The following is a 23981-nucleotide window of genomic DNA, read 5'->3' on the forward strand; positions in this document are numbered from 1 at the left end:
GAGAAAAAGAACGTATTCTATATTTTTCATCTCATATCTTTAATATAAATATATATCATGAGAGGAAATATATAATACTACATAAGTCGTATTAAAAAACAAGACACAGAAATAGGCTGTGTCTTGTTTTTTTCATATTGTTAAATACCAATTCAAATGTAATTTTTGCATATCTTTTGTATGTATAACAACATCAAAGGCACTCCCTAACCCTCCGTTCAAAATCATAGAACGAACTGCTCGATTTTGTTTTTGAGTTTCAGAAAAAGGATTCGTATCTTGATGACTCGTAAGCTGCTCTAATATTCCTGCAGCTAACAAAAACTCAGATTGCTTCTTATGCCATACTACACTCATTCCTTGAAGGCTAAAAATCTCCTTCAGCTCATCCCAATGAATATGAGTAGTAAGATCCATTTCACCTGGATGTGCTAGAGGATTACGTATTAGTTTATGTTGGTAATACCCTCGTAAACTTCCTTCGTGATGTGCAGGATGCATCCATTCTTCTTTTGTGTATCCATAATCAACTGTAATACATATACCTTTTTGAAACCATTTCGCAATCTCTTCTATATACTCTTCCATTGCAATAGGCACTTCAAAACGCTGTCCTTCCGCAATATGAATATTATATTTCAATAAGTAACGACCGATTTTTTTCTCTATCGGTCTAAATACTTCTGCAAGGTTCCCATCATCTGTATACGTGATACGTACTTCATACAAAATTCCATTTCTTTTCTCAACTACTTCAACAGGAAACGCATCAAATAATTCATTCGAAAAAATAATCCCTTCGAAAGGCTCTCCTATTTCAATATAAGATGTATAGTACGACACATTATTAAATGAGCAAAGACTCTCCTGCTGTAATTTTCTATGAAAAGGGCTCACTTCAATAATTGAATAGTTTACATTGATAAAGGTTTCCGGAGATAATTGTTTCCATTCTTGTAAAACATCATAGGCAAACTTTCCTGTTCCCCCACCAATCTCACAAATATTTGGAGAAACTTCACCATTTTCAACAAGACGAATAAAAAACCTAGCAAAAGTTTTTGCAAAGACAGAGGATACGTTGCTACTTGTAAAAAAATCCCCTTGCCTTCCAATCTTGTCACGTTCCTTCATATAATAGCCATGTTCTTCTGTATACAATACGAGGTTCATATACGTACTATATGAAATTGAATAATCCTTCTCTTTCCCCATCCATTCTCTTAAAATGAGCTCCATCCCCATAATGACTCCTTATTGTAAAAATGGATTATTTTCTTTTTCAAAACCAACGCTTGTTTCTGGGCCATGTCCACATAGAACCGCTGTTTCATCTGGTAATACAAATAATTTCTCTTCAATGCTTCCAATTAATTCAGCAAAACTTCCGCCAGGTAAATCTGTTCTTCCGATGCTCATTTGGAATAATACATCACCAGAAAATACAGCATTTGCCTCTTTACTATAATAAGAAATGCTCCCTGGAGAATGTCCTGGCGTCTCAAAAATTTCAAAATTAAATGAACCAATTGTTAATGCACCCTCTGCATCAATAATATGATCTGCAGGTTTTGCTGTAATACTGCGGTTCATCATAAAAATTTGTGATCCATTCACAGTTGCATCCCCTAACCAGTCCGCTTCTTCTTTATGTACATATACAGGAATATGGAACGCGTCTCTCACCGTATCAACAGCACCAATATGATCAAAATGAGCATGTGTTAATAAAACCGCCAGCGGTTTTAATTGTTCTTCTTGTAAATATGTAACAAGTTTCTCTCCTTCATGACCAGGATCAAAGATAATACACTCATTTTGATCGTTCATTAAAATATAAGCATTTGTTTGTAATGGGCCTAACGGCATTTGTGTCCATTTCATATAAAAATCTCCTCCAGTTATTAAACTTACTTTTAATGATACAACATTTCTTTCTCTTAGGAAAAGAAAGGATGCTATCTCGACAACCATTTTTAAAACATGTACAATATAAAAGAGTAAATATTCCAAAAACTCATTATAATAATGGGTAGACAGAGGAGGATATTGTATGGGCCTTGTTATTATTTTTGCGCTAGTCACTCTGTTAGCTGTATTTGCTACACTTAGAACACTTCGTGAAAAAAACTTATTCGCGAGCGGCTTTGCTATTGCAACTGTACTCGTTTTCGGATGGTTTACAATCATGACTGTTCTATATAGTGGGTACCCACCAACAGCTTAATTCATTTGCAGCTTAATTCATTTGCAGTTTTATTCTTCATCAAGATTTTGCATAAAAAGAGGAAGGGCTGCCCCTTCCTCTTCTCATATTTCACTACTTATATCATCTTTGCCTCGTATTTGTGCTTTTTTACAAGCCACGCTCCTCCAATAACACCAGCATCATTGCCAAGTGTTGCAATGGCTAACTTCGTGCTCTTTACAGCGCGTGAGAAAGCATATTGCTCAAAGTAGCGTTGAATTGGCTCTAATAGTGCGTCACCAGCTTTAGATACGCCACCACCAATTACAATTTTCTCAGGGTTCAACGTACTAGAAAGGTTTGCTACAGCTAATCCTAAATAAGAAGCTACTTTTTCTACTACTTCGCCTGCTAGTTCATCACCTTGTCCATGTGCTTCAAATACATCTTTTGATGTAATACGCCCCTCTTCTGCTAACATAGAACGTAACATACTCTCTTTATCAGTCTCTTGTATTTTTTGCATAGCAACACGCACAATACCCGTTGCAGATGCTACTGTTTCTAAGCAACCAGACTTCCCGCAATTACATGGGAAAGCATTCTCTGTTACTACTGTAATATGTCCAATCTCACCGGCAGCACCACTTACACCGTGTACAATCTCACCATTGGCGATTACACCGCCACCAACACCAGTGCCAAGTGTCATACAAATTAAATCTTTTGCTCCTTCACCAGCACCTTTCCACATTTCACCAAGCGCCGCTAAGTTTGCATCATTATCAATAACAACAGGTAACCCTGTTTCTACTTCTAGTAAATCTTTTAACGGATAGTTTTTCCATCCTAAATTAACCGCTTCATAGATCATTCCAGATGCCACATGTACAGGGCCAGGAGCTCCCATACCAATACCAATCAACTTGCTTTTTAATTCACCTAACTCTTCTAACTTTTTATCGATAGCTTTCGCTACATCAAGTGTAATATGTTTTCCTTGCTCATTTGTATTCGTAGGGATTTCCCACTTATGTAAAATTTCACCGTACACATTAATAAATGCTAATTTAATCGTTGTACCACCAAGGTCAACACCAACCAACCATTTCTCTTCCATGCTGCTTACCTACCTTTATCTAATTCTTATTTATCTCTTTTTGAATTTCTTGCTTCAACAAAAATAAAGCTGTTTGATAGTCTTGTGGATCGATTAGCTGTGATTGATTTAATTCACGTAGCTCATCTTGCATTAATTGTAAATCAGCGATCCGATCACCCGTATAAATAATCGTGCCAAATTTCTTTAACAATTGCTGAATATCATAAATGGATATCATTTTATCACCCTCTATGCTCACTTACTATAAAAAATTATAATAAGAAAACGTTCACATATTTTATTATAATCAAGAAGAAAAAGTCTCGTCAATTTTTATTTGTCTATACAAGCCCATTTATAACCATTGTTCCTTTTTCTGTAATAATTTTTTCTACATTTTTATCAAATGGCTCTACCGGAATATGTTTTACTATTTGAAAATCATAAGCTAATGATAGCGTTTTCCCTTTATAATGCACGAGGTAACGATCATAATAGCCCCCACCATATCCAATCCGTTCTCCTCGCTGCGTATAAGCTACGCCTGGTACGATTTGAAGATCAACTTCTTCTGCATTCACTTCTTCTGTAAGCATAGGGATCGGTTCACGCAAATTCATATATACCGTTTCTAATTGTTCAAAATTACTAATTTGCCGGAAAGACATCGTCCTTGTCCCTCTATTACATTTTGGGACAACTACTTTCTTTCCTTCTTTCCACGCTTTTTCAATAATAGGATATGTATCCACTTCATGTTCCATTGAGAGAGTTATTCCGATTGTTTTAGCTTCAACCCACTCTTTTTGCACATACAACGAAACTGCAATTTGTTCCGATAAAGTTATATACTGTTCTTCTGATAAAGAATTCATGTGTACTATTATTTGTTTACGCAAACGTATTTTCTCTTCCTTCACACACTTTTCCCCCTTGCAGTGACACTTTACTCTACGAAGATAGTGTATCACTTTTAACGTAGGAATCGCATAAAAAAAAAGAAACAGTAGGAAAATATTCCTACTGCTTACTTTGTTTCACGGTGTAACGTAGACTTCTTGTCACGCTTGCAATACTTTTTAAGCTCAATACGCTCAGCGTTGTTACGTTTATTTTTCTTTGAGATATAGTTACGATCTCCGCATTCTGTACATGCTAGAGTAATATTCACACGCATTCTTATTTCCCTCCAGTCACTAATAACTTAAATCAGACTATACTATAATACCACTTTTAAAATAAAAATTCTACACCTTTTGATATTGTCTAATTTTTTCTATAAGATTTTTCATGTTTTCCCTTGCTATTAATGGGTTTCTAGCATGTGAATACACCAAAAATTTTGGTTGTTTTGTATCAGAAACGATATAAGACCACTCTTTTTCTGTATATTTGAACTGTATTCCTTCTAATATCCCTTCTTCTTTTCTTTCCATATCGTCCAATAATTTCCTCATTACTTCCCCTTTTTCTTTCCACGAACATACAACTTCATCATAAAGTAGATAAAGTGGAGGTGATTTCTCTACTATGCTAAGTAACGTTTTTCCTTGCAACGCTATTAATTCAAATAATTTTCCAATTCGATATAAAATATCTCTCTTCCATCTTATTTGAAAAGGTTTTTTTTCATCATGCATATAAAAGAGAAGATAACATTCTCCTAACTTCAAAGACATTGGGTAAATATTACCTGCAGATTCGAGTAATAAATCTGGAATACCTACTTCTTCAAAATCAGTCCCTTGGTAAATATTACTATGATTATCATATAATTCGAAGTGATTTCCGTGTTCAGAGAACATAAGCGCCATATTTGCTTTACTCGATTTCATCAAAGCTTTCACATGATCTTTTTGTTCACTCGCATAAATCCATGTAACTGTGCACCCAAGCCTTTGTAGAAAGAGCATAAGTAAATGTTGTAACATATCATTTCTCTTATTAATAAGAAGATGAAACCTCTGTTTTTGTATCGTTTCAATATCAATGCGCTCTAATACAGCTTCTACATAATTATTTAAAGAAACGTGAACCTGTTTATTTCGTCCCATTTCTTTCTCACAGACGTAATAAAACGACTCAGACATATATACTTGTTCTATCGCTTTTTGCTGCTTATACGTCAACAACGTGCCATCCTTACCATACAGCTGTATTACAATACCTCTTTCGTTTTCCACTTGAATGAAAACTCCACCTGCACATTGCAAATTATGAATGGCATACTGAAAAAGTGACTCATTCATTTCTTTACATTCCATCGTATGAATCCCGATGCCATGAATGGCATGGAGGAATAAATTTTTAAAGGAAGTTGTTTCTATATTTTCCTGACTTCCGATTAATATACTCTCCCCCTTTGTCAAAAGAGATCCATAAGCCATTGCAGCTTTCACAATAAATTGAGGAGTAATTTCAACATTACCTCTTCCTACAATCCGGCTTTTTTGTAGCCATCCTGCACTCTTTTCACTCTCTTGAACACCGGCAGAACCTACTACTGAATGACTATCTATCTCCTTATATGGCCATAGTTTTCCTTTTTGCTTAATTACTGTACTTTTCCCGATATGACAATGGTCCGCTACAATGCTTTTTTGAAAGAGTGTAACGTCATCTTCGACCATTGTATGCTCTCCTATTGTTGTTTCTAATAACTCACAATTTTTTCCTATATGAGCATTCGCAAAAACAATACTTTTTTGAAGATGAGAATAACTTGAAACGATACTATTTTTTCCGATAATAGAGTACGGTTCAATTACAGCCCCCGCACCAATCATTGCTCCTTCTCCAATAAAAGAAGGACCATGAATTTTCGTCCCTTTCCCAATTGTTACACCTTCTCCCATCCACACCATCGGTAATACTTCTGTATATGGAATAGGTACTTTCAATTTTTTCGTCAACAAATCGAATTGTGCTTGCCGATATTGATCGAATGTACCAATATCTAGCCAATAATCTTCTGATAAATATGCAAATAACGCGTTTTTATTTGCCAATAACGGAAACACATCATGACTGAAATCAAAAAATTCCATGGATGGTATGTAAGAAAAAATTTCCGGCTCCATTATATAAATACCTGTATTCACAACATTAGAAACAACCTCATTCCAACTCGGTTTCTCTATATATCGTATAACTTCTTGTTCTTTATTCATTACAACTAACCCAAAGGAGAGTGGATTTTCTACTTCTTTCGCAAACATCGTTACCATTCTCTTCTTCTGTTCATGAAATGCAATTCCTTCTGACAATTGAAAGTCAGTTAACGCATCCCCACTAATAACAACAAATGTTTCATCTAAAAAACTTTCCGCTTGCTTAATGCTTCCTGCTGTTCCAAGCGGAGGAGAGTCTTCAAAATAATACAAGTCAACTCCCCATTTACTACCATCACCAAAGTATTGCTTAATGGCCGTACTCATATATTGAACTGTAATTGCAATTTCACGAATACCATGCTGACGTAATAATTCAATATTGTATTCAAGAACTGGTTTTTCTAACAATGGTAACATCGGTTTTGGAGTATTACACGTTAATGGTCTAAGGCGTCTCCCTTTTCCTCCAGCTAAAATAACCCCCTTCATATACTTCAGCCTCCACTTATATAATGTTCAATAACTCCGTATACCATATGTATATCATTTCCCCAGCATTAACTGGCAGTTAATGCCCGATTGTTGCGGACTAATAATCAGTGTGAGATAAAAATAAAAACCACTCATTTAAGTTTCCCTTTATACATGAATGTATCTTTTAAATCCCAGCAAAAAGAAAGCGCTTACTATTAACTTGGTAAAATTATTAATAAGACATTATTAACAATTATGTACTTATTTTTCCATTAATTATGATACATCTTATCATCATAAACTGAAGGAAACAACGAGCTTTTTTTGTCATGTTTTGACTAAAAAAAGCAGGTGATTTCTCATCACCTACTTTTTTCCCTACTCATTCAATAAATAATGCTTTCCTTTTACTAAATAAAATACATTCTCAGCAATATTTGTAATATGATCTGCTACACGCTCAATATATCTTGCAACAAAGGATAGTTGTGTAATTTGTGTAATCGCTTCTGGTTGCCCAGGAATAGAAGATATAAATTCACGAATCGCCTTTCCATATATTTCATCAACTGAGTCATCCATTTCAGCAATTTGTTTAGCCAAAGTTAAATTTTCTTGCTCGTATGCTTCTAATGCTAAATTTAACATTTTATGAGCAATCTCAAACATTTCCTCAAGATTATGCAAGCTAACAACCACTTCTTTTTCTCCAAGACGAATTGTTGATTTCGCAATATTAACAGCATGGTCTGCAATACGTTCTAAGTCTGTCGCTGTTTTAATTGAAATGAAAATTCTTCTTAAATCACTTGCTACAGGCTGCTGTTTTGTAATAAGCATAAGCGCAAGATCATTTATTTCCTCTTCTAAATTATCCATGCGATAATCCCCATCAATGACTTCTAACGCTTTCTCTACATCCCTGTTGTGAAGACCTTCCATAGCAATTAATAAAGCTTCCCTTGCTAACTCACCAAGCTCAATCACCTTTTGCTGTAACGTTTTTAAATCACATTGAAACTGTTCTCTTACCATCGTTTCTTCCCCCTCAATATTATGTGCCATTATATATAAATTCCCTACCCAGCCTCTTATACGTTTATTAAGCCTTGAGAAAAGAGAAATATTACTCCCCTATTAAAATGAGGTGAAAGTGAGAAATGCCCTCTGTTAAGAGGGCATTTACTCTTAGCCTTACAACGATATCAACCAAATCGTCCTGTAATGTAGTCTTCTGTACGCTTATCTGCAGGTGTTGTAAATAACTTGTTTGTATCTGTATATTCCACAACTTCTCCACTTAAGAAGAAAGCAGTTTTATCTGAAATACGTGCTGCTTGTTGCATGTTGTGCGTTACGATAACAATACTAAAATCTTTCTTTAACTCCTGAATTAATTCTTCTACTTTTAATGTTGAAATTGGATCTAGCGCCGATGTTGGCTCATCCATTAAAATAACGTCTGGCTCAATCGCTAAGCAGCGTGCAATACATAGACGTTGTTGCTGTCCACCAGATAAACCGTAGGCGTTATCATGCAAACGGTCTTTTAACTCATCCCAAATCGCTGCCCCGCGCAAGCTTTTTTCAACGATTTCATCAAGTGTTTTTTTGTCACGGATACCATGAATTTTCGGACCATATGCTACATTTTCATAAATAGATTTTGGGAATGGATTTGGCTTTTGGAACACCATTCCCACATGCGTACGCAATTCTTCAACCGGATATGACTTATCAAATATGTTTCGTTCCCTATATTCGATAACACCTGTAGTTCGAACTATAGGCACTAACTCTACCATTCGATTTAGCGTTTTTAAGTACGTTGACTTACCGCAACCACTTGGACCGATAATTGCTGTAACTTCATTCTCATGAATACTTAAATTGATATCTTTTAAAGCGTGATCTTCTCCGTACCATAAGTTTAAATTTTTCGTATCAAATACTACTTTCTTTGGTGCTGTCTCGATTTTCTCTGCATTTTTCACCTGTACATTTACTACTGTTGCTACCATTTGAATTCCCCTTTCATCCACTTCCAACTTATTTTCGATTTCGTAACCATAAGACAAATATATTTATAAAGAGCAGCAATCCTAGCAAAACAATCATCCCAGCTGCTGCTACATACTGAAATTCTTCTTGTGGTCTACTCATCCAATTAAAAATTTGAATTGGTAAAACCGTAAATCTATCAAGCATACTGAACGGAATATAATTTGCAAATGCAAGTGCCCCAATAACTAACAATGGTGCTGCTTCACCAATTGCTCTCGATACCGCTAAAGTACATCCCGTTACAATCCCTGGCAAAGCTGCCGGCAATACAATTTGATACATCGTTTGCCACTTCGTAGCACCTAATCCGTAAGAAGCCTCTAATAATGAACTCGGTACAGCTCGAATCGCTTCTTGACTCGCTACAACAACAGTTGGTAAGACGAGCAAGCTCATTGTCAGTGCCGCCGCGACTATGCTCTCTCCTAAGTGGAGAGCATATACAAAAATAGTTAATCCGAGTAAACCAAACACAACGGAAGGTACCCCTGCTAACGTTTGGTTATTTAGTTCTATTAACTTTTTAAAGACGGAGTCCTTCGCGTAATGCTCTAAATAAAGAGCTGTTCCGACTCCAAATATAAAAGAGACCGGTATAACAATGCTCATAAATAATACTGTCCCTGATAAAGAAGCAGCAATCCCTGCTTCTTTCGGATTACGTGACGCGAAGTTTGTAAAGAAATCTATTGAAAGATAACTTATACCTTTTTCAAAAATTTGAAACAGCAATATAAAAAGTATTGCTACAGAAAACAAAATTGCTATATAAAAAAACAACTTGTAAATTCGATCTTTCAAAAAACGTGATGCCATATTTTCTTGTATTTTTTTATGGTTTAGCATCCGCATATTATGTCACCTTCCTAAAACGGCGCATAATATATTGCGAAATAATATTCATAAAAAAAGTAAACATAAATAGCGTCGCACCTACAGCATACATGCTGTAATAAGTAATTGTTCCGTGCGGAGCATCCCCTAAACTCACTTGTACAATATATGCTGTTAATGTTTGAATGGAATGGGTCGGATCTATCGATACATTAGGTGTTGATCCGGCTGCAATAACAACAATCATCGTTTCACCAATTGCTCTAGAAGCTGCTAATATAATCGCTGCCATTATACCTGTAAAAGCCGATGGAAACACCACTTGTTTGACCATCTCAAAACGAGTTGCTCCTAGTGCTAACGAGGCTTCTTTAATGCCTTTTGCCACAGCTCTCATCGCATCTTCAGAGAGAGACGCAATCGTAGGTATCATCATAAAACCTATAACGATGCCTGGGCTAATAGCATTAAAGAACTGCAAATCTGGTATAATCCGTTGTAAAAGTGGTGTGACAACTGTTAATGCGAAAAAGCCATATACAATTGTCGGGATGCCTGCTAATAGTTCTAACAACGGTTTTAGTATTTTCCGGGCACCATTTGAAGCATATTCACTTAAAAATACGGCACAACCTAAACCAATAGGAATTGCTACAACCATAGCAATTGCTGTTACAAGAATTGTTCCACATATAAGTGGTAATATACCGAATTTCGGATCTTCAAAAAAAGGTAACCACTCTTTCTCAGTCAAAAAAGAATACAATGGTATCTTTTGAAAAAACATAATTGTTTCATTTGCCAACGTAATAATAATTCCAAGTGTCGTTACAATGGACACGCTAGCAATTGCTTTTAGTATTAACGGAACAATTCGATTGATTCGCTGCGTTTTTCTTCTTCTATTTGTATTTCTCTCAATCAAATGTTGTACAGAAAATGTAATTTGACTTTTGTCATTATGAGCCAAAGATGAAAACCCCTTTCCACCCTGACATTACCTTTTTATTTCTGTTAACATTCGCAGCTGTTCATTATATTTTTCTTCTGGTAATTTTACATATCCGACCTCTTCAGCAAGCTTTCCAACATGTTTAATCATAAACTCAACATAATTTGCTACACTAATTTTATTTCGGATAGATGCATGATTCACATAAGTAAAGAGCGGCCTAGATAATGGCTTATACGTACCCGACTGAATGGTCTCTTTCGTTGGAAATACACCATTCACTTTTATTGCTTTCACCTTATCTCGATTGGCCGTATAATAAGCATATCCTACAAAAGCAATGGCATTTTTATCATTCATTACCCCTTGCATAATAACTTGATCGTCTTCAGACAAAGAGACCGTTTTTACAAGGCGACTTTTTTGTAAGATGACATTTTGAAAATAGTCATAAGTACCAGAGTCTACGCCTGGCGCATAAAATTTCACTTGTTCACGCGGCCATGATGAATGAATTTGTGACCACCGTTTTAAGCATCCATCTTCACTCCATAATAGACGTAACTCATCTATCGTCATATTGTTTACCCACGTATTTTGACGATTTACAACAATCGTAAGACCATCGTAAGCAACCTCAAACGGTGTAAACTGAATAGCGTTTTTCTTCATCGCATTTTCTTCTACCTGTTTCATCACTCTCGAAGCATTGTTTATATCTACTTCTCCTTTACTGAAACGATTAAATCCTCCTCCTGTCCCAGAAATACTAATAGAAATTTTCACGTTTGGATGAACCTTCGTATATTCCTCTGCTACTGCCTCTATAATAGGAAAAACCGTTGAGGATCCATCAACTCTCACTTCTCCCATTTCATTTGAAGCAAATGCAGTAGACATGCTACAACAAAGGAAACATGTCGATAATGTCAAAACTTTAATCGAAACGCTCATCCATTTCACGTGTTCTTCCTCCTAGAAGTAACCAGAAATAACAGGATTACAGATATAAGAATACTGCTAAACTATTAATTCGGTTTTAATTGTTTGTAAAAGTTTTGTAAAGTTCCACAAAAATCACTATATATACAAATTTGATTTAAAGTTTTGTGATTTAAGTGCAGGAGCTTTTCTAATCACCCATAAAGTGAAACTTTAATCAGTGTGGGTTTTCCATCCCCTACTGATTATTAGCCCTCACCAATCGGGTTTTGCGGGATAAAACTGTTATCTTCCCATCACGCAGGACAAAATAAGAAGGTACGCATTAATCTTGTTATTTTTGAAACTATGTGCTGTTTTTTAACACTTTATGCTTGTCCACATTTACTAAACCATATGCTTAAGGTATAAAAAAAAGCACACTATCTTTTCAGATAGTGTGCTTTTTTTACAACTTTTTTATTCATCATCTTGCGTATTATTTTTTTTCTCTTTTTCATCTTTTGGAGCTTCACCAGTTAATGCTTGTTTTTTCAAATCAAAGTAAGCGTCCATAATTTGACGACCAATATATCCATTAATTCCTGATTTATCATCATGTACCCACGGTACAACAACAGAAAATGCTACTTCTGGATCTTCAAGTGGCGCATAACCTACTAATGTTAAATTATATGTTTCAATACGCTCACCTTTTGCATTTCTACCAATCTCTTTATCTCCGCCATACACAGTTTGAGCGGTACCCGTTTTCCCAGCTGCCTTATATGGTGCACCTGTAAAGTATTTTGTAGCTGTACCACCTGAATCGTTAAACACTTGTCTAAATCCTTCTTGAACACGTTTAATTTGCGATTCAGGCATATCAACACGATTTAACACTTTCGGTTCCATGGATTGAACAACTTTTCCAACTTCCTCTGGCTTCGCCGATGGCTGACGAATTTCCTTTACAACTTGCGGTTGCATACGATATCCACCATTGGCAATCGTCGAAATATATTGCGCTAATTGAAGCGGTGTATACGCATCATACTGTCCAATTGCTAAATCTAATAAGAAACCTGGTTGATTTCCTCTACCTATTTGACCAGCAGTTTCATTTGGTAAATCAATGCCTGTTTTTACACCAAGTCCAAACTGACCAAAATAGTAACGCATAGTATCGAATGCGCTTTGCGGAATATCTAACGTACCGCCTCGCACATATGGAACCCCAGCGATATTCATCGCTGTTTTAAACATATAAACGTTAGAAGACATTTTTAACGCTGTAAGGTCATTAATATACCCCATCGTTTTCCAAGATGACTTCGTAGGTGTACCTTTTAATTTAATTGGTTCATCTAATTGTACTGCCCCTGGCTGAATCGCACCAGTTTGATATCCAGTAAGTAATGTTGCACCTTTTACAGTTGAACCCATCGGATAAGTACTTGTCATGGTACCTAACGCAAAGTCATTTACTTTCGTTTCGCCGCCTTCATTCACTAATTGTTTCCCCGCCATAGATAAAACTTCACCATTTTTGGGATTCATCATTACAACGAATGCGCGGTCTAAAAGGGGTTCGCTCCCTTTAAATTTCAATAAATTTTTCGTGATAATCTCTTCTACACGCTTCTGTAATTCCATATCAATTGTTAAATTGAGATCATTACCTCGTTGTCCTTGTGACACATTAATAGTTTCTAAAATATTACCGTCTTTATCTGTAATATTTTTCACTTCAGCTTTTGTACCATGTAAACTATCTTCATACTGTTGCTCAAGATAACTTTTCCCTACGCGATCGTTACGATTATAATCGCGAACAAGATAGTAATCTAATCTCTCTCTCGGTAACCCCTCATCAGAAGAAGTTACACCACCAAGTACACTTCGGAACATATCATCATACTTATATTTTCGCTCCCAGTCAACATTTGTATCTACACCTGGTAACTTCGCTAAATTCTCACTAATAATCGCGTATTCTTCTTCTGTTGCACCTTTTTTAACGATTTGCGGCGTCATTGCATATCCGCTTTCCATCTTACTTTTAATTGCCAGTATTTCTAAATCTTTTGCTGACAATTGATTAATCTCTTCTTCTGTTACACGATTTCGTTGACGCTCATCTAGCTCTTTATCATCAATTTTATTCGCTTTAAGCTCTTCACGATCTTTTTTTGTGATTTTTCCATCTGCTTCTTCTTTATGTAAAGAAAGCCAGTAATCTTTTTTATCGCGATCTGTTAACTTATCTGTTGGGACTTCAATTAAATCTGCTAACTTTTTCGCCGTTTCTAAGCGATCCGCTGCAGTTGATCCCTTCATTTTTGTAAATGTAATGGTACGAATAGGCTCATTATCTACGACAGGTTGTCCATTACGATCAAATATTTTCCCGCGCGGTACAGGATTACTAATCGTTGAATTTTCTTTTTTCTCAACTTCATTTTTATATTCCTCACCGCGAACAATTTGTACGTATCCGAGCCTTACAATAACCGCGGAGAACATTAAAAATACGCAAAAAAACAACACGTTTAATCGAAAAGGAACGTGGGTCTTTTTCTTTGTTTGCTTCTGTTTCTTGCTCATACAAACCCCCTCTACCAACAGCTATGTAATGTGAAAGGGACACCTTCATACAGGTGCCCTCACTGCTGTCTTACATCTTTTTCTATTCTAGCATAAAACAAGCGAGAAGTTAACCTTCTGGTTCAGTTTGATTCTGCGTGGTTCCTTGCGCTACAACGCTTGTTTTGTTCGCATTTCCCTCATCATATTTGACATTTTTAACCGCAAAATAAATAAGAAAATGTCCAGCTCCTAAAATACATAGTAAGAACGGCAAACTTTTTTCAGGAGGAAAGAATATTACAGCACATAAAAAACTTAAAATGGAACAAATTCTTCCGGCATTTAACCATAATTCCCTGACAACTACATATTCTACACGCCATTCTCTCGCCTGTTTTGCTCTACCAATTACATCGTATGTCATGGATCCGTACGGAACGAGTAAAATAGGATATGCAATCGCGATACATGCTGCATAAATAAGTAATTTCGTGTATGTAACATTGAAAATAACTAAAAATACAACCGCATATAAAATAATGCCACCAAGTAAAATTGCTTTTTTTCGCCATTCTTTCTTTAACATACGTGCGACTAAATAATAGCATACAAATGATACAGCTGAATTAACTAAACTATACTTCCCTAATGCGAACTCACTACCAGATGCTAAATAGACGTATACCGAAATAACGAAAATAAACGTTCCTTCTCTCAAACCTTGGAAGAAGTGAGCGCGTGTAATTCCTCCCCAGTTTTTATCAACTTGCCGCTCTTTCAATACTTGCACAATTTCATAGCGCCCTTCACATTCCCTCTTCGATAAAAAAAAGCTTAGAACGACTGCAATCGCAAATAGCATTAGCGAGAGGAAGAAAACGACAGTATAACCACTCCATTTTTCCATACGTGAAATTGTATATCCTGCTGCTATCGGCCCAATCATTCCAGAGAAAGATGTAAGAAGTCCGAGAAAACCGTTAAAAAAATCTCTTGTTTCTGGTTCTGTAATCTCAAATGTCAACAAGTTAAAAGCGAGCCAATAAAAACCGTAACCAACTCCTAAAAGGGCTCCCATTAGTAAAATATAGTGAGATGCACTTTTTCCCGCTACTAAAACAACGATAAAAAAAACAGCTAACGTGCCTACGCCTATTCGCAATAAAATCGAGCGATCAATACGCTTCGCTAATTTCCCGCCCACAAGAAATGTTAGAGGTTGCAATACAACGCTGGCCAAATTATACAAGCCCAGATTCACATAATTTTGTGTTTGCTTCCATAAATAAATGTTTACAAACGTATTCGATAAAGAAATTGCGAGCGTGTATAAACCTCCTATAACGAGCAATAATACTAAATCTCGATTCACTTCAACATCACCAATTACATGTTTCCACTTCATACACAACTCTCCTTTACTTCATGTTCTAGTCTTCCAAAGACAAGCCCAATTATGTAAAAAGAGAGCATAGAAAAAGCTAGGAGAAAACTCCTAGCTTTTTTCTATCTGTATTAACTTTAATTATTTTGCTTCTTGGTAAAGTTTTTCAGCAACGTTCCAATCTACAACGTTCCAGAATGCACCGATGTAGTCAGGACGACGGTTTTGGTAATTTAAGTAGTATGCATGCTCCCAAACATCTAAACCGATAACTGGAGTTTTACCTTCAGTTAGAGGAGAATCTTGGTTTGGAGTGCTTGTTACTTCTAGCTCACCATTGTTTACTACTAACCATGCCCAACCAGAACCGAAGCGAGTTGCGCCAGCTTTTGCGAATTCTTCTTTGAATGCATCGAAGCTACCGAATTTCGCTTCAATCGCAGTTGCAAGTTCGCCTACTGGTTGTCCGCCACCGTTTGGAGATAGGATTGTCCAGAAGAATGTATGGTTAGCATGTCCGCCACCATTGTTACGTACTGCTGTACGGATTGCTTCTGGTACTTCGTTTAAGTTTGCAACTAATTCTTCAACGCTTTTGTCAGCTAATTCTGCATGACCTTCTAAAGCAGCGTTTAAGTTTGTAATATACGTGTTGTGATGTTTTGTATGATGGATGTTCATTGTTTCTTTATCAAAGTGAGGTTCTAAAGCATCATACGCATAAGGTAAATTTGGTAATTCGTGTTTTGCCATTGTTATATTCCTCCCGGTTTATGTATTGTCACTACATATGTGACATACAACTTCATTCTACCCTAATTGCCATAGGGTGCAAACAACTAAATCGCTTTGTCTTGCTATCATTAAAGTAGCAAAATTCCCACTTCTTTTCAATTAAAATGCTCATATATTCCGTAAAAAAAGCTCCCTTCTACAAGGAAGCTTCCTGCTGACATAATAAACATGTGAAATGGATATGGACCCTGTAGGACTCGAACCTACGACCGGACGGTTATGAGCCGTCTGCTCTAACCAGCTGAGCTAAGGGTCCACAATTATGTATGTGACATTGAAAAACAACTAAATTCCTATCGGATATTTTGTTTGAGAAATGTAAGATAAATTTACCATATACAAAAGAAAAGTGTCAATTGTATTTTTCTTCTTCAAAAGTAGAAAATTAATAAGAAGAAATTTAGTCCTCTCTACTATATGTAAATATAATATATCTTGAGCTTCTCTAGATTCGTACGTTACAATGATTTTATACATACATAAAGGAAGTGAATCTATGTCCATATTTACCCAAATAGCAAAAAGCGTATATTCGCCTAAAGATATGGCGCTTTTCCGATTTCAAAAAATCGGTAAAACCATTTTGTATATTATGCTCCTTTGCCTAATCACTACTATTCCAAGAACTTTCTTGTACGGTAGCGTTATTCAAGATGGCGTTAACATGGTAAATCAAGTAATCGAAAAAGATTTACCTGATTTTAAAATTGAAAATGGTGAGCTCAAAGCTGATATCGATCAACCTATCGAAAAAGAAGATGGAAATGCACTTTTCGTATTTGATCCAAATTCAACAGACCTAGAAAAATATCAAAATAAAACAGGTTTATTTGTTTTAAAAGATAAAGTAGTCTCCATGGGAAATGGCCAAACACAAACATACTCCTATAATGACTTATTAGGTGCATCTCTTGAGAAGAAAGATTTACAAGATTTCATTTCGTTATTTGACAGTATTTATCCAATCTTATTATTCATTATTGGGTTTTTACTGTATTTGTTCCAATTATTTATTACCTTTGTAGGAGTTACGTTACTTGCCTTCATCGGTTCTGCCATGAGTGGTCAGCGCAAATTATCTTATAAACAAGTTTGGACATTAACTGCTTACAGCTACACAATTCCAACAATCTTCTTTATGATTATGGATTTATTCAAAATAAACGTACCTGGTGCAACGTTTATTTACATTGCAGTTGTTTTAATCGTTCTATACTTAACGATTAAAGAAGTTCCAAAACCGAAAGAAAAACAAGAATTATAAAAAAAATGCCTAAATAGGCATTTTTTTTTTGGACAAGCATATATTCCTAGCAAAGGAGTGAAGGATATGAAGAGATTAGGTATACTCTTATTCGTGCTTGTTCTCGGTTATATATTTTATTACGATATAAAAATCGGTACTTTACCGATGTTAAGTTCATACAAAAAAACAACTGCTGCCCAAACAATAAATAAAGAAAATACAGATACAAAACAAAATAAAGAGAAAGAAACAGAAAAAGAAGCAGATGCAGCGTATAAAGCAATTGAAGTAAAAACTGGTGATACGGTTCTTTCTATTACAGAAGCAATTAATAAGAAAAAAATTCCTTCTATTGAAAAGGTAATTGATGATTTTAAACAATTAAATAAAAATACATCTGCCACAAAAATTCAAGTTGGAAAGTCTTATAAATTCCCCTTATATCAATAAGTAATCACTTAATCCTTGTCAATTATATAAAGGCGCTGATACAATAGTAAAAGTGAAACCGAGTACTTTGGTTTCTATAGCCCTTTCTCACACATACTATCATTGATGTAAGGGACTAAAATAAGAAACTTCTTTTATAAGGAGAGCGATCTATTCGTGAATGAAATGACTCATCGTACAAAAACACGTCCAGTTAAAGTCGGTAATTTAACAATTGGCGGTAACAATGAATTAATTATACAAAGTATGACGACAACAAAAACACATGATGTTGAGGCTACAGTTGCTGAAATTAAACGTTTAGAAGAAGCTGGCTGTCAAGTCGTCCGTGTTGCTGTTCCAGACGAACGCGCAGCAAATGCTATTGCTGATATTAAAAAACAAATCAACATTCCACTTGTTGCTGATATTCATTTTGATTATCGCCTTGCTTTAAAAGCAATCGAAGGCGGCATTGATAAAGTACGTATCAATCCAGGTAACATTGGACGTCGCCATAAAGTAGAAGCTGTTGTAAACGCTGCGAAAGAGCGCGGTATTCCAATCCGTATCGGTGTAAATGCTGGTTCATTAGAACGTCACATTTTAGAAAAATATGGATACCCAACTGCTGACGGTATGGTTGAGAGCGCACTACACCATATTAAAATTTTAGAGGACTTAGATTTCCACGATATTATCGTATCAATGAAAGCCTCTGATGTTAACTTAGCAATTGAAGCATACGAAAAAGCTGCTCGTGCTTTTGATTATCCATTACATTTAGGTATTACAGAATCAGGAACATTGTTTGCTGGAACTGTAAAAAGCGCCGCTGGTCTTGGAGCAATTTTAAGTAAAGGCATCGGAAATACACTTCGTATCTCATTAAGTGCTGATCCAGTGGAAGAAGTAAAAGTTGCTCGTGAACTATTAAAGTCATTCGGTCTTGCATCTAATGCCGCAACACTTATTTCTTGTCCAACTTGTGGTCGTATTGAAATTGACCTAATTAGCATCGCTAATGAAGTGGAGGAATACATCTCTACACTTCAAGTTCCAATTAAGGTTGCAGTACTTGGCTGCGCCGTAAACGGTCCTGGTGAAGCTCGTGAAGCTGATATCGGTATTGCAGGTGCACGCGGAGAAGGTTTATTATTCCGTAAAGGGCAAGTCGTTCGTAAAGTACCGGAAGAAACAATGGTAGAAGAACTGAAAAAAGAAATCGATGTAATCGCTGCTGAAATGGCTGCCGAACGAGATAAAGAAAAAGAAACACAAGAACAATAAAAAAGAAGGTTGTCCACAATTTTTGTGAACAACCTTCTTTTTACATTTAAATGAAAAACTCGTCAGTTATATAACCGACGAGTTTCTCATTTAGCACATTTTGGGCAACGACCATATATTTCAAACTTATGCCCCGTTACCTCATAACCTTTAAAATTTTTATTCATAAAATCCATTGGGCAGGAAGTAATTTCTTTCGTACCACCACAATCTAAACAAATGAAATGGTGATGATGTTCCATAATAGAGCATGTAAAACGAAAATGTTTTTCACCACTTAATTCCGTTTGCTCTAAAACACCAATTTCAGCAAAAACCGTTAAGTTACGATAAATCGTATCAAAACTAAGCCCTGGATAATCATCCTTCATATGTTCTAAAACATCTTTCGCAGTTAAATAACGATTATGCGCCGCGAATAATCTTAGCATCTCTTCCCTTTTCCCCGTATGTTTGTATCCTTTTTCCTTCATTAGGCGTAAAGCTTCTGTTAGATTCATACCTATCCCTACTTTATGCAGTTTTTTTCTTCTTCCATAAAATTGCACCGATTAAAATAAGAACCGCTATCATAACAATTGTACCACCTGGTGCTAGATTAAGTTGATACGAAGCAAACATTCCACCAATTACGGCAATTTCACCAAATAAAATGGAAAAGAAAATTGTTTGTTTAAATCCTTTTGCAATACGAATACTTGCTGCAACTGGTAACGTCATTAAAGATGATACGAGAAGAACACCTACAACACGCATTGATACGGCAATTACAAGAGCAACTAATATAATGAAGATAAAGTGAATCCACTTTGCACTCAAACCGGTTGATACAGCGTATTCCTCATCAAATGATAGTAAAAACAACTCTTTGTATAATAAAACAATCGTTGCAATAACAACAATTGCTACTATACCAATAATAATTAAATCCGCGCTTGTTACAGCACTTACACTACCAAATAAATAACTAAATAAATCCGTATTGAATCCATTAGCAAGTGAAATGAAGATAACTCCAATCCCCATCCCAGCTGAAAGTATAATTGGAATTGCCAACTCTTGATAATGTTTATATACAGTACGTAATTTTTCAATTAGCAATGCTCCACCGATCGAAAAAAACATTCCCATATATAAAGGGTTTAAAAAACCACCGGTAAAGATTGTCTTTTCAAGTAATAAACTTGCTGCAATTCCTGATAACGTCACATGACTTAATGCATCCGCAATAAGCGACATGCGGCGAATCACAACGAACACGCCGATAAGCGGTGCGACAAGCCCTATTAAAATACCCGCGTATAAAGAATTACGTAAAAAATCATATTGTAAAAAATCCTGTATCATTATATCCTCCCGTGATGCTCATGTTCATGTTCTAAGCGATGAACATGATGTCCATATAAAATCGACATTTCTGCATCTTCTAACTCTCGGAATTTCTCTACATTCCCATGGAAATGCAAATGTTGGTTTAAGCATGCAACATGTGTTACTTTTTCAGTAACAGCTCCCATATCATGAGTAACAAGAATTAACGTGATTCCTAATCTTTTGTTTAAGTCCTCTAGTATCTCATAGAAACTTTCCACATTTTTCACATCGATCCCAACAGTAGGCTCGTCCAAAATCAGCAATTCTGGATCACTTACAAGTGCACGAGCAATAAATACACGTTGTTGTTGTCCACCAGAAAGTTCTCCAATATTACGTCCTTGAAACTCGCTCATACCTACATCAGCAATTGCTTTTTCTACTTTTTCCTTATCGTCTTTCGTAAAAAAGCGAAAAAGACCTTTTTTCGACACAAGTCCCATTGAAACGACCTCAAAAACAGTTGCCGGGAAACCTGAGTTAAAGCTGTTTGCCTTTTGGGATACATAACCAACTTTATTCCACTCTTTAAATTTTTTACTATCAATGCCAAACAATCGAATATTTCCTTGCTTCGGCTTTAAAACACCCAATAAACATTTAAGTAAAGTCGATTTCCCTGAACCATTCGGTCCAACTAAACCTAAAAAAGCTCCCTTCGGAACTTGCAAATTAATATCTTCTAACACGTTTCGATCTTCATATCGAAACGTTAGCCCTTCTATTTCCAATATATTATTCATAGCATCTCACCTATTTTAATTCAGAATGATTCCGATTTATCTCTATTTGAATTATAGTACAGCTTATTATAGTTGTAAACCAATCTGCCCAAAATATATTCTTTATTTCCAGAAACCTTATTATTATAACAAAAAGCAGAGAAATTTTCTCTGCTTTTAAAAGATATTACAAATCATTTTTTAATGAATTGCCGATTTAAACTTACCACCATTTGTCTCTTGCGTGCTCATAATGGTAACAAATGCATTTTCATCAATTTCGTGCACAATTGATTTTAACTTTGTCACTTCAAGACGAGTTACAACTGCATAAATAACTTCTTTTTCTTTATCTGTATAACCACCTTTAGCAACAAGTTTTGTTGTTCCACGACCAAGGCGGTGTAAAATTGCATTTGATACTTCCTCATATTGATCCGATACTATTAAAACTGCTTTCGTTTCGTCCAATCCTTGGATTACCGTATCAATTGTTTTGAATGCGATATAGTACGTCATAACAGAATACATTGCTTGTTCAACACCAAACACAAATGCTGCCCATGCAAAAATGAATAAGTTCACAAACATTACGAATTCACCAACAGAAAACGGTAATTTCTTCGTTAATAGAATCCCCATAATCTCTGTCCCGTCTAACGATCCACCATGACGAATAACAAGTCCTACACCAAGACCTAAAATAAGACCACCAAAAACTGTTGCTAAAATTGGCTCTGTTGTAAATGGTGGAATAGCATGCAACGTTGATTCAATAAATGCTAAAGCTACAATCCCAAATGCTGAGGATAACATGAATGTTTTTCCAATTTGCTTATATCCGGAGTACATAAACGGAATGTTGAGGATAACAACTAAAGTAGAAAAACTTAACCACCAAATATTAGGAGTAAGATAATCTAATATAAGAGAAATACCAATAATTCCACCATCAATAATTTTATTTGGCATTAAAAATAGTTCAATCGCTACCGCCGCACATGCTGCCCCAAAGACAATCATAACTAAACGATACACAAGATGAATAACACTTTCTTTTCGATGTTGCTTTTTTTCCATAAGTCCTCCTTATACTCTTTCTCTATAATTTTGTTCTTATATTATAACATACGCTTCTTTTCCCCATGGAAAAAATGCACCTTTAGACGAATATATACAAGCTATGCGTACATATATTTCGATAGAAGAACGGTGAAGGAGGACAACACGATGAATCTCATTAAACAAATTGTGAACAAAAAATTAAATCATATTTCTACAAAAGAGTTATTGAAATATAGTAAAGAATATGAAGTTTCAATTACAACTGCACAAGCTGATAAAATCGTTTTACTTATGAAAGGGAAAAATATTAACATTTACGATAATACCGAGCGACTAGAGCTCTTAAAACAAATCGCAAAAGTAACCTCTCCTGCCACTGCCCAACAAGTAAATACTTTATTTCAGCAACTATTAAAATAAGGAGGGGGAAATCCCCTCCTTATTGCGCTTTAATTTTTTCAAGAAGTCCTTCATCAAAAGTACCATTTTTCAGCATTTCGATTTCTAATTTATATGGTGGCTTCTTATCTTTTTTATCTTCACCTACATACGGTGTTTCAAGAATTTTTGGTACGTGCTTTAGTTGCGGGTGATGCACAATGTGATGCAATGCCGTATAGCCAATATGACCAAAACCAATATTCTCATGACGGTCTTTTCCAGCTCCGCGGACATTTTTGCTATCGTTAATATGAAGTACTTGTAAACGATCTATCCCAACAATCTTATCAAAGTCATTTAACACACCGTCAAAATCATTGACAATATCATAACCTGCATCGTGCGTATGACACGTATCAAAACATACAGATAACTTTTCATTATATTTTACGCCATCAATAATTTTCGCAATTTCTTCAAAGCTACGACCGCATTCTGTTCCTTTTCCTGCCATCGTTTCTAGCGCAATATTAACCGTTTGTTCTGGCGTTATTACTTCATTAAGCCCTTTAATAATTTGTTGAATACCAGCATCTGCTCCTGCACCAACGTGAGCTCCTGGGTGAAGAACAATTTGTCTCGCCACACCTAATGCTGCCGTTCTTTCAATTTCCATACGAAGGAAGTCAACACCTAATTGAAACGTCTCAGGTTTCGTCGTATTCCCAACATTAATAATATACGGAGCGTGGACGATAATTTCCTCAATACCGTTCAGTTCCATATGTTTTCTTCCTGCTTCTATATTCAATTCTTCAATTGGTTTTCTTCGCGTATTTTGTGGTGCACCTGTATAAATCATGAACGTTGTTGCACCGTATGAAACAGCCTCTTCACTTGCTGCTAATAACATCTTCTTACCACTCATTGAAACATGAGATCCAATCTTTAACATACAATCACCTCTTCAATATACAATAGATATAATGATAGCATAATTTGTAGAAATATGTAGTGAATTGTTTGTTCATAAAAAAGGCACTACACAAATTAAAATG

General features: G+C 35.7%; 25 protein-coding genes and 1 tRNA gene. 5 read left to right on the forward strand and 21 right to left on the reverse strand.

Going from position 1 to position 23981, the window contains the following annotated elements:
- Nucleotides 1–132: 132 nt before the first annotated feature.
- Complete coding sequence (locus ACTFQM_RS16285) at nt 133–1245, reverse strand: class I SAM-dependent methyltransferase (RefSeq protein ID WP_440035216.1); 1113 nt, start codon at nt 1243–1245, stop codon at nt 133–135.
- A 9-nt stretch (nt 1246–1254) separates the two neighbouring features.
- Nucleotides 1255–1884, reverse strand: coding sequence for an MBL fold metallo-hydrolase (locus ACTFQM_RS16290; RefSeq protein ID WP_440035217.1), 630 nt, complete (start codon nt 1882–1884; stop codon nt 1255–1257).
- Nucleotides 1885–2053: 169 nt separating this feature from the next.
- Here ACTFQM_RS16290 and ACTFQM_RS16295 point away from each other — a divergent pair, with 169 nt between their 5' ends.
- Entirely contained in the window at nt 2054–2227 is a 174-nt protein-coding gene (locus ACTFQM_RS16295) for a DUF2759 domain-containing protein (protein WP_025147434.1), read from the forward strand.
- Nucleotides 2228–2324: 97 nt separating this feature from the next.
- On the opposite strand, the gene glcK is transcribed toward ACTFQM_RS16295, so the two are convergent.
- The 14 genes from glcK to ACTFQM_RS16365 all read right to left on the reverse strand — a co-directional run bounded on the left by glcK (nt 2325) and on the right by ACTFQM_RS16365 (nt 16672).
- Nucleotides 2325–3308, reverse strand: a complete 984-nt coding sequence (gene glcK, locus ACTFQM_RS16300) for a glucokinase (protein ID WP_002173469.1) — start codon at nt 3306–3308, stop codon at nt 2325–2327.
- Nucleotides 3309–3327: 19 nt separating this feature from the next.
- Nucleotides 3328–3528, reverse strand: coding sequence for a YqgQ family protein (locus tag ACTFQM_RS16305; RefSeq protein WP_002173470.1), 201 nt, complete (start codon nt 3526–3528; stop codon nt 3328–3330).
- 103 nt (nt 3529–3631) lie between these two features.
- Complete coding sequence (locus tag ACTFQM_RS16310; RefSeq protein WP_440035219.1) at nt 3632–4210, reverse strand: 5-formyltetrahydrofolate cyclo-ligase; 579 nt, start codon at nt 4208–4210, stop codon at nt 3632–3634.
- A gap of 107 nt (nt 4211–4317) precedes the next feature.
- Complete coding sequence (gene rpmG, locus ACTFQM_RS16315) at nt 4318–4467, reverse strand: 50S ribosomal protein L33 (RefSeq protein ID WP_001265616.1); 150 nt, start codon at nt 4465–4467, stop codon at nt 4318–4320.
- Nucleotides 4468–4537: 70 nt separating this feature from the next.
- Complete coding sequence (locus tag ACTFQM_RS16320; RefSeq protein WP_002173472.1) at nt 4538–6892, reverse strand: sugar phosphate nucleotidyltransferase; 2355 nt, start codon at nt 6890–6892, stop codon at nt 4538–4540.
- 363 nt (nt 6893–7255) lie between these two features.
- On the reverse strand, nt 7256–7912 hold the full coding sequence (gene phoU, locus ACTFQM_RS16325) for a phosphate signaling complex protein PhoU (protein ID WP_440035221.1): 657 nt from the start codon (nt 7910–7912) through the stop codon (nt 7256–7258).
- Nucleotides 7913–8082: 170 nt separating this feature from the next.
- Nucleotides 8083–8898: a phosphate ABC transporter ATP-binding protein gene (pstB, locus tag ACTFQM_RS16330; RefSeq protein ID WP_002173474.1), complete on the reverse strand. Its 816-nt coding sequence runs from the start codon at nt 8896–8898 to the stop codon at nt 8083–8085.
- Between the two features lie 28 nt (nt 8899–8926).
- Nucleotides 8927–9793 carry a phosphate ABC transporter permease PstA gene (pstA, locus tag ACTFQM_RS16335; protein WP_440035222.1) on the reverse strand — a complete coding sequence of 289 codons (867 nt, stop codon included), beginning with the start codon at nt 9791–9793 and terminating at the stop codon, nt 8927–8929.
- 1 nt (nt 9794) lies between these two features.
- On the reverse strand, nt 9795–10745 hold the full coding sequence (gene pstC, locus ACTFQM_RS16340) for a phosphate ABC transporter permease subunit PstC (RefSeq protein ID WP_048374198.1): 951 nt from the start codon (nt 10743–10745) through the stop codon (nt 9795–9797).
- Between the two features lie 27 nt (nt 10746–10772).
- Entirely contained in the window at nt 10773–11690 is a 918-nt protein-coding gene (locus ACTFQM_RS16345; protein WP_440035223.1) for a PstS family phosphate ABC transporter substrate-binding protein, read from the reverse strand.
- 438 nt (nt 11691–12128) lie between these two features.
- A complete protein-coding gene (locus ACTFQM_RS16350; RefSeq protein WP_440035225.1) occupies nt 12129–14255 on the reverse strand; it encodes a peptidoglycan D,D-transpeptidase FtsI family protein in 2127 nt (708 codons plus the stop codon).
- 109 nt (nt 14256–14364) lie between these two features.
- Nucleotides 14365–15642 (reverse strand): MFS transporter, encoded by a 1278-nt coding sequence (locus ACTFQM_RS16355; protein ID WP_440035227.1) that lies wholly within the window; start codon nt 15640–15642, stop codon nt 14365–14367.
- Between the two features lie 120 nt (nt 15643–15762).
- Nucleotides 15763–16374 carry a superoxide dismutase [Mn] gene (gene sodA, locus ACTFQM_RS16360; RefSeq protein ID WP_001052033.1) on the reverse strand — a complete coding sequence of 204 codons (612 nt, stop codon included), beginning with the start codon at nt 16372–16374 and terminating at the stop codon, nt 15763–15765.
- Between the two features lie 224 nt (nt 16375–16598).
- Nucleotides 16599–16672 (reverse strand) — tRNA-Ile (locus ACTFQM_RS16365).
- A gap of 240 nt (nt 16673–16912) precedes the next feature.
- On the opposite strand from ACTFQM_RS16365, the gene yqgB reads away from it, so the two are divergent.
- From yqgB to ispG, 3 genes are all read left to right on the forward strand, one after another.
- Nucleotides 16913–17680 carry a protein YqgB gene (yqgB, locus tag ACTFQM_RS16370; protein WP_440035228.1) on the forward strand — a complete coding sequence of 256 codons (768 nt, stop codon included), beginning with the start codon at nt 16913–16915 and terminating at the stop codon, nt 17678–17680.
- A 66-nt stretch (nt 17681–17746) separates the two neighbouring features.
- Nucleotides 17747–18112, forward strand: coding sequence for a hypothetical protein (locus ACTFQM_RS16375; RefSeq protein WP_002173482.1), 366 nt, complete (start codon nt 17747–17749; stop codon nt 18110–18112).
- A gap of 165 nt (nt 18113–18277) precedes the next feature.
- A complete protein-coding gene (gene ispG / locus ACTFQM_RS16380; protein ID WP_162861751.1) occupies nt 18278–19381 on the forward strand; it encodes a flavodoxin-dependent (E)-4-hydroxy-3-methylbut-2-enyl-diphosphate synthase in 1104 nt (367 codons plus the stop codon).
- 86 nt (nt 19382–19467) lie between these two features.
- Here the strand turns inward: ispG and ACTFQM_RS16385 are convergent, their stop codons facing one another.
- From ACTFQM_RS16385 to ACTFQM_RS16400, 4 genes are all read right to left on the reverse strand, one after another.
- A complete protein-coding gene (locus ACTFQM_RS16385) occupies nt 19468–19881 on the reverse strand; it encodes a Fur family transcriptional regulator (RefSeq protein ID WP_440035229.1) in 414 nt (137 codons plus the stop codon).
- A 13-nt stretch (nt 19882–19894) separates the two neighbouring features.
- Complete coding sequence (locus ACTFQM_RS16390; RefSeq protein ID WP_002173485.1) at nt 19895–20728, reverse strand: metal ABC transporter permease; 834 nt, start codon at nt 20726–20728, stop codon at nt 19895–19897.
- Nucleotides 20728–21498 (reverse strand): metal ABC transporter ATP-binding protein, encoded by a 771-nt coding sequence (locus tag ACTFQM_RS16395; protein WP_002173486.1) that lies wholly within the window; start codon nt 21496–21498, stop codon nt 20728–20730. The genes ACTFQM_RS16390 and ACTFQM_RS16395 overlap by 1 nt, the downstream gene beginning before the upstream one ends.
- 180 nt (nt 21499–21678) lie before the next feature.
- Nucleotides 21679–22557, reverse strand: coding sequence for a YitT family protein (locus tag ACTFQM_RS16400; protein WP_265621853.1), 879 nt, complete (start codon nt 22555–22557; stop codon nt 21679–21681).
- Between the two features lie 150 nt (nt 22558–22707).
- Here ACTFQM_RS16400 and ACTFQM_RS16405 point away from each other — a divergent pair, with 150 nt between their 5' ends.
- On the forward strand, nt 22708–22962 hold the full coding sequence (locus tag ACTFQM_RS16405; protein WP_002173488.1) for a DUF2624 domain-containing protein: 255 nt from the start codon (nt 22708–22710) through the stop codon (nt 22960–22962).
- Between the two features lie 19 nt (nt 22963–22981).
- Here ACTFQM_RS16405 and ACTFQM_RS16410 read toward each other — a convergent pair whose 3' ends face one another.
- Nucleotides 22982–23878, reverse strand: coding sequence for a deoxyribonuclease IV (locus tag ACTFQM_RS16410; protein ID WP_002173489.1), 897 nt, complete (start codon nt 23876–23878; stop codon nt 22982–22984).
- Between the last annotated feature and the right edge of the window lie 103 nt (nt 23879–23981).

This window comes from Bacillus cereus group sp. MYBK30-2 (assembly GCF_051915945.1).
Lineage (GTDB): Bacteria > Bacillota > Bacilli > Bacillales > Bacillaceae_G > Bacillus_A > Bacillus_A paramycoides.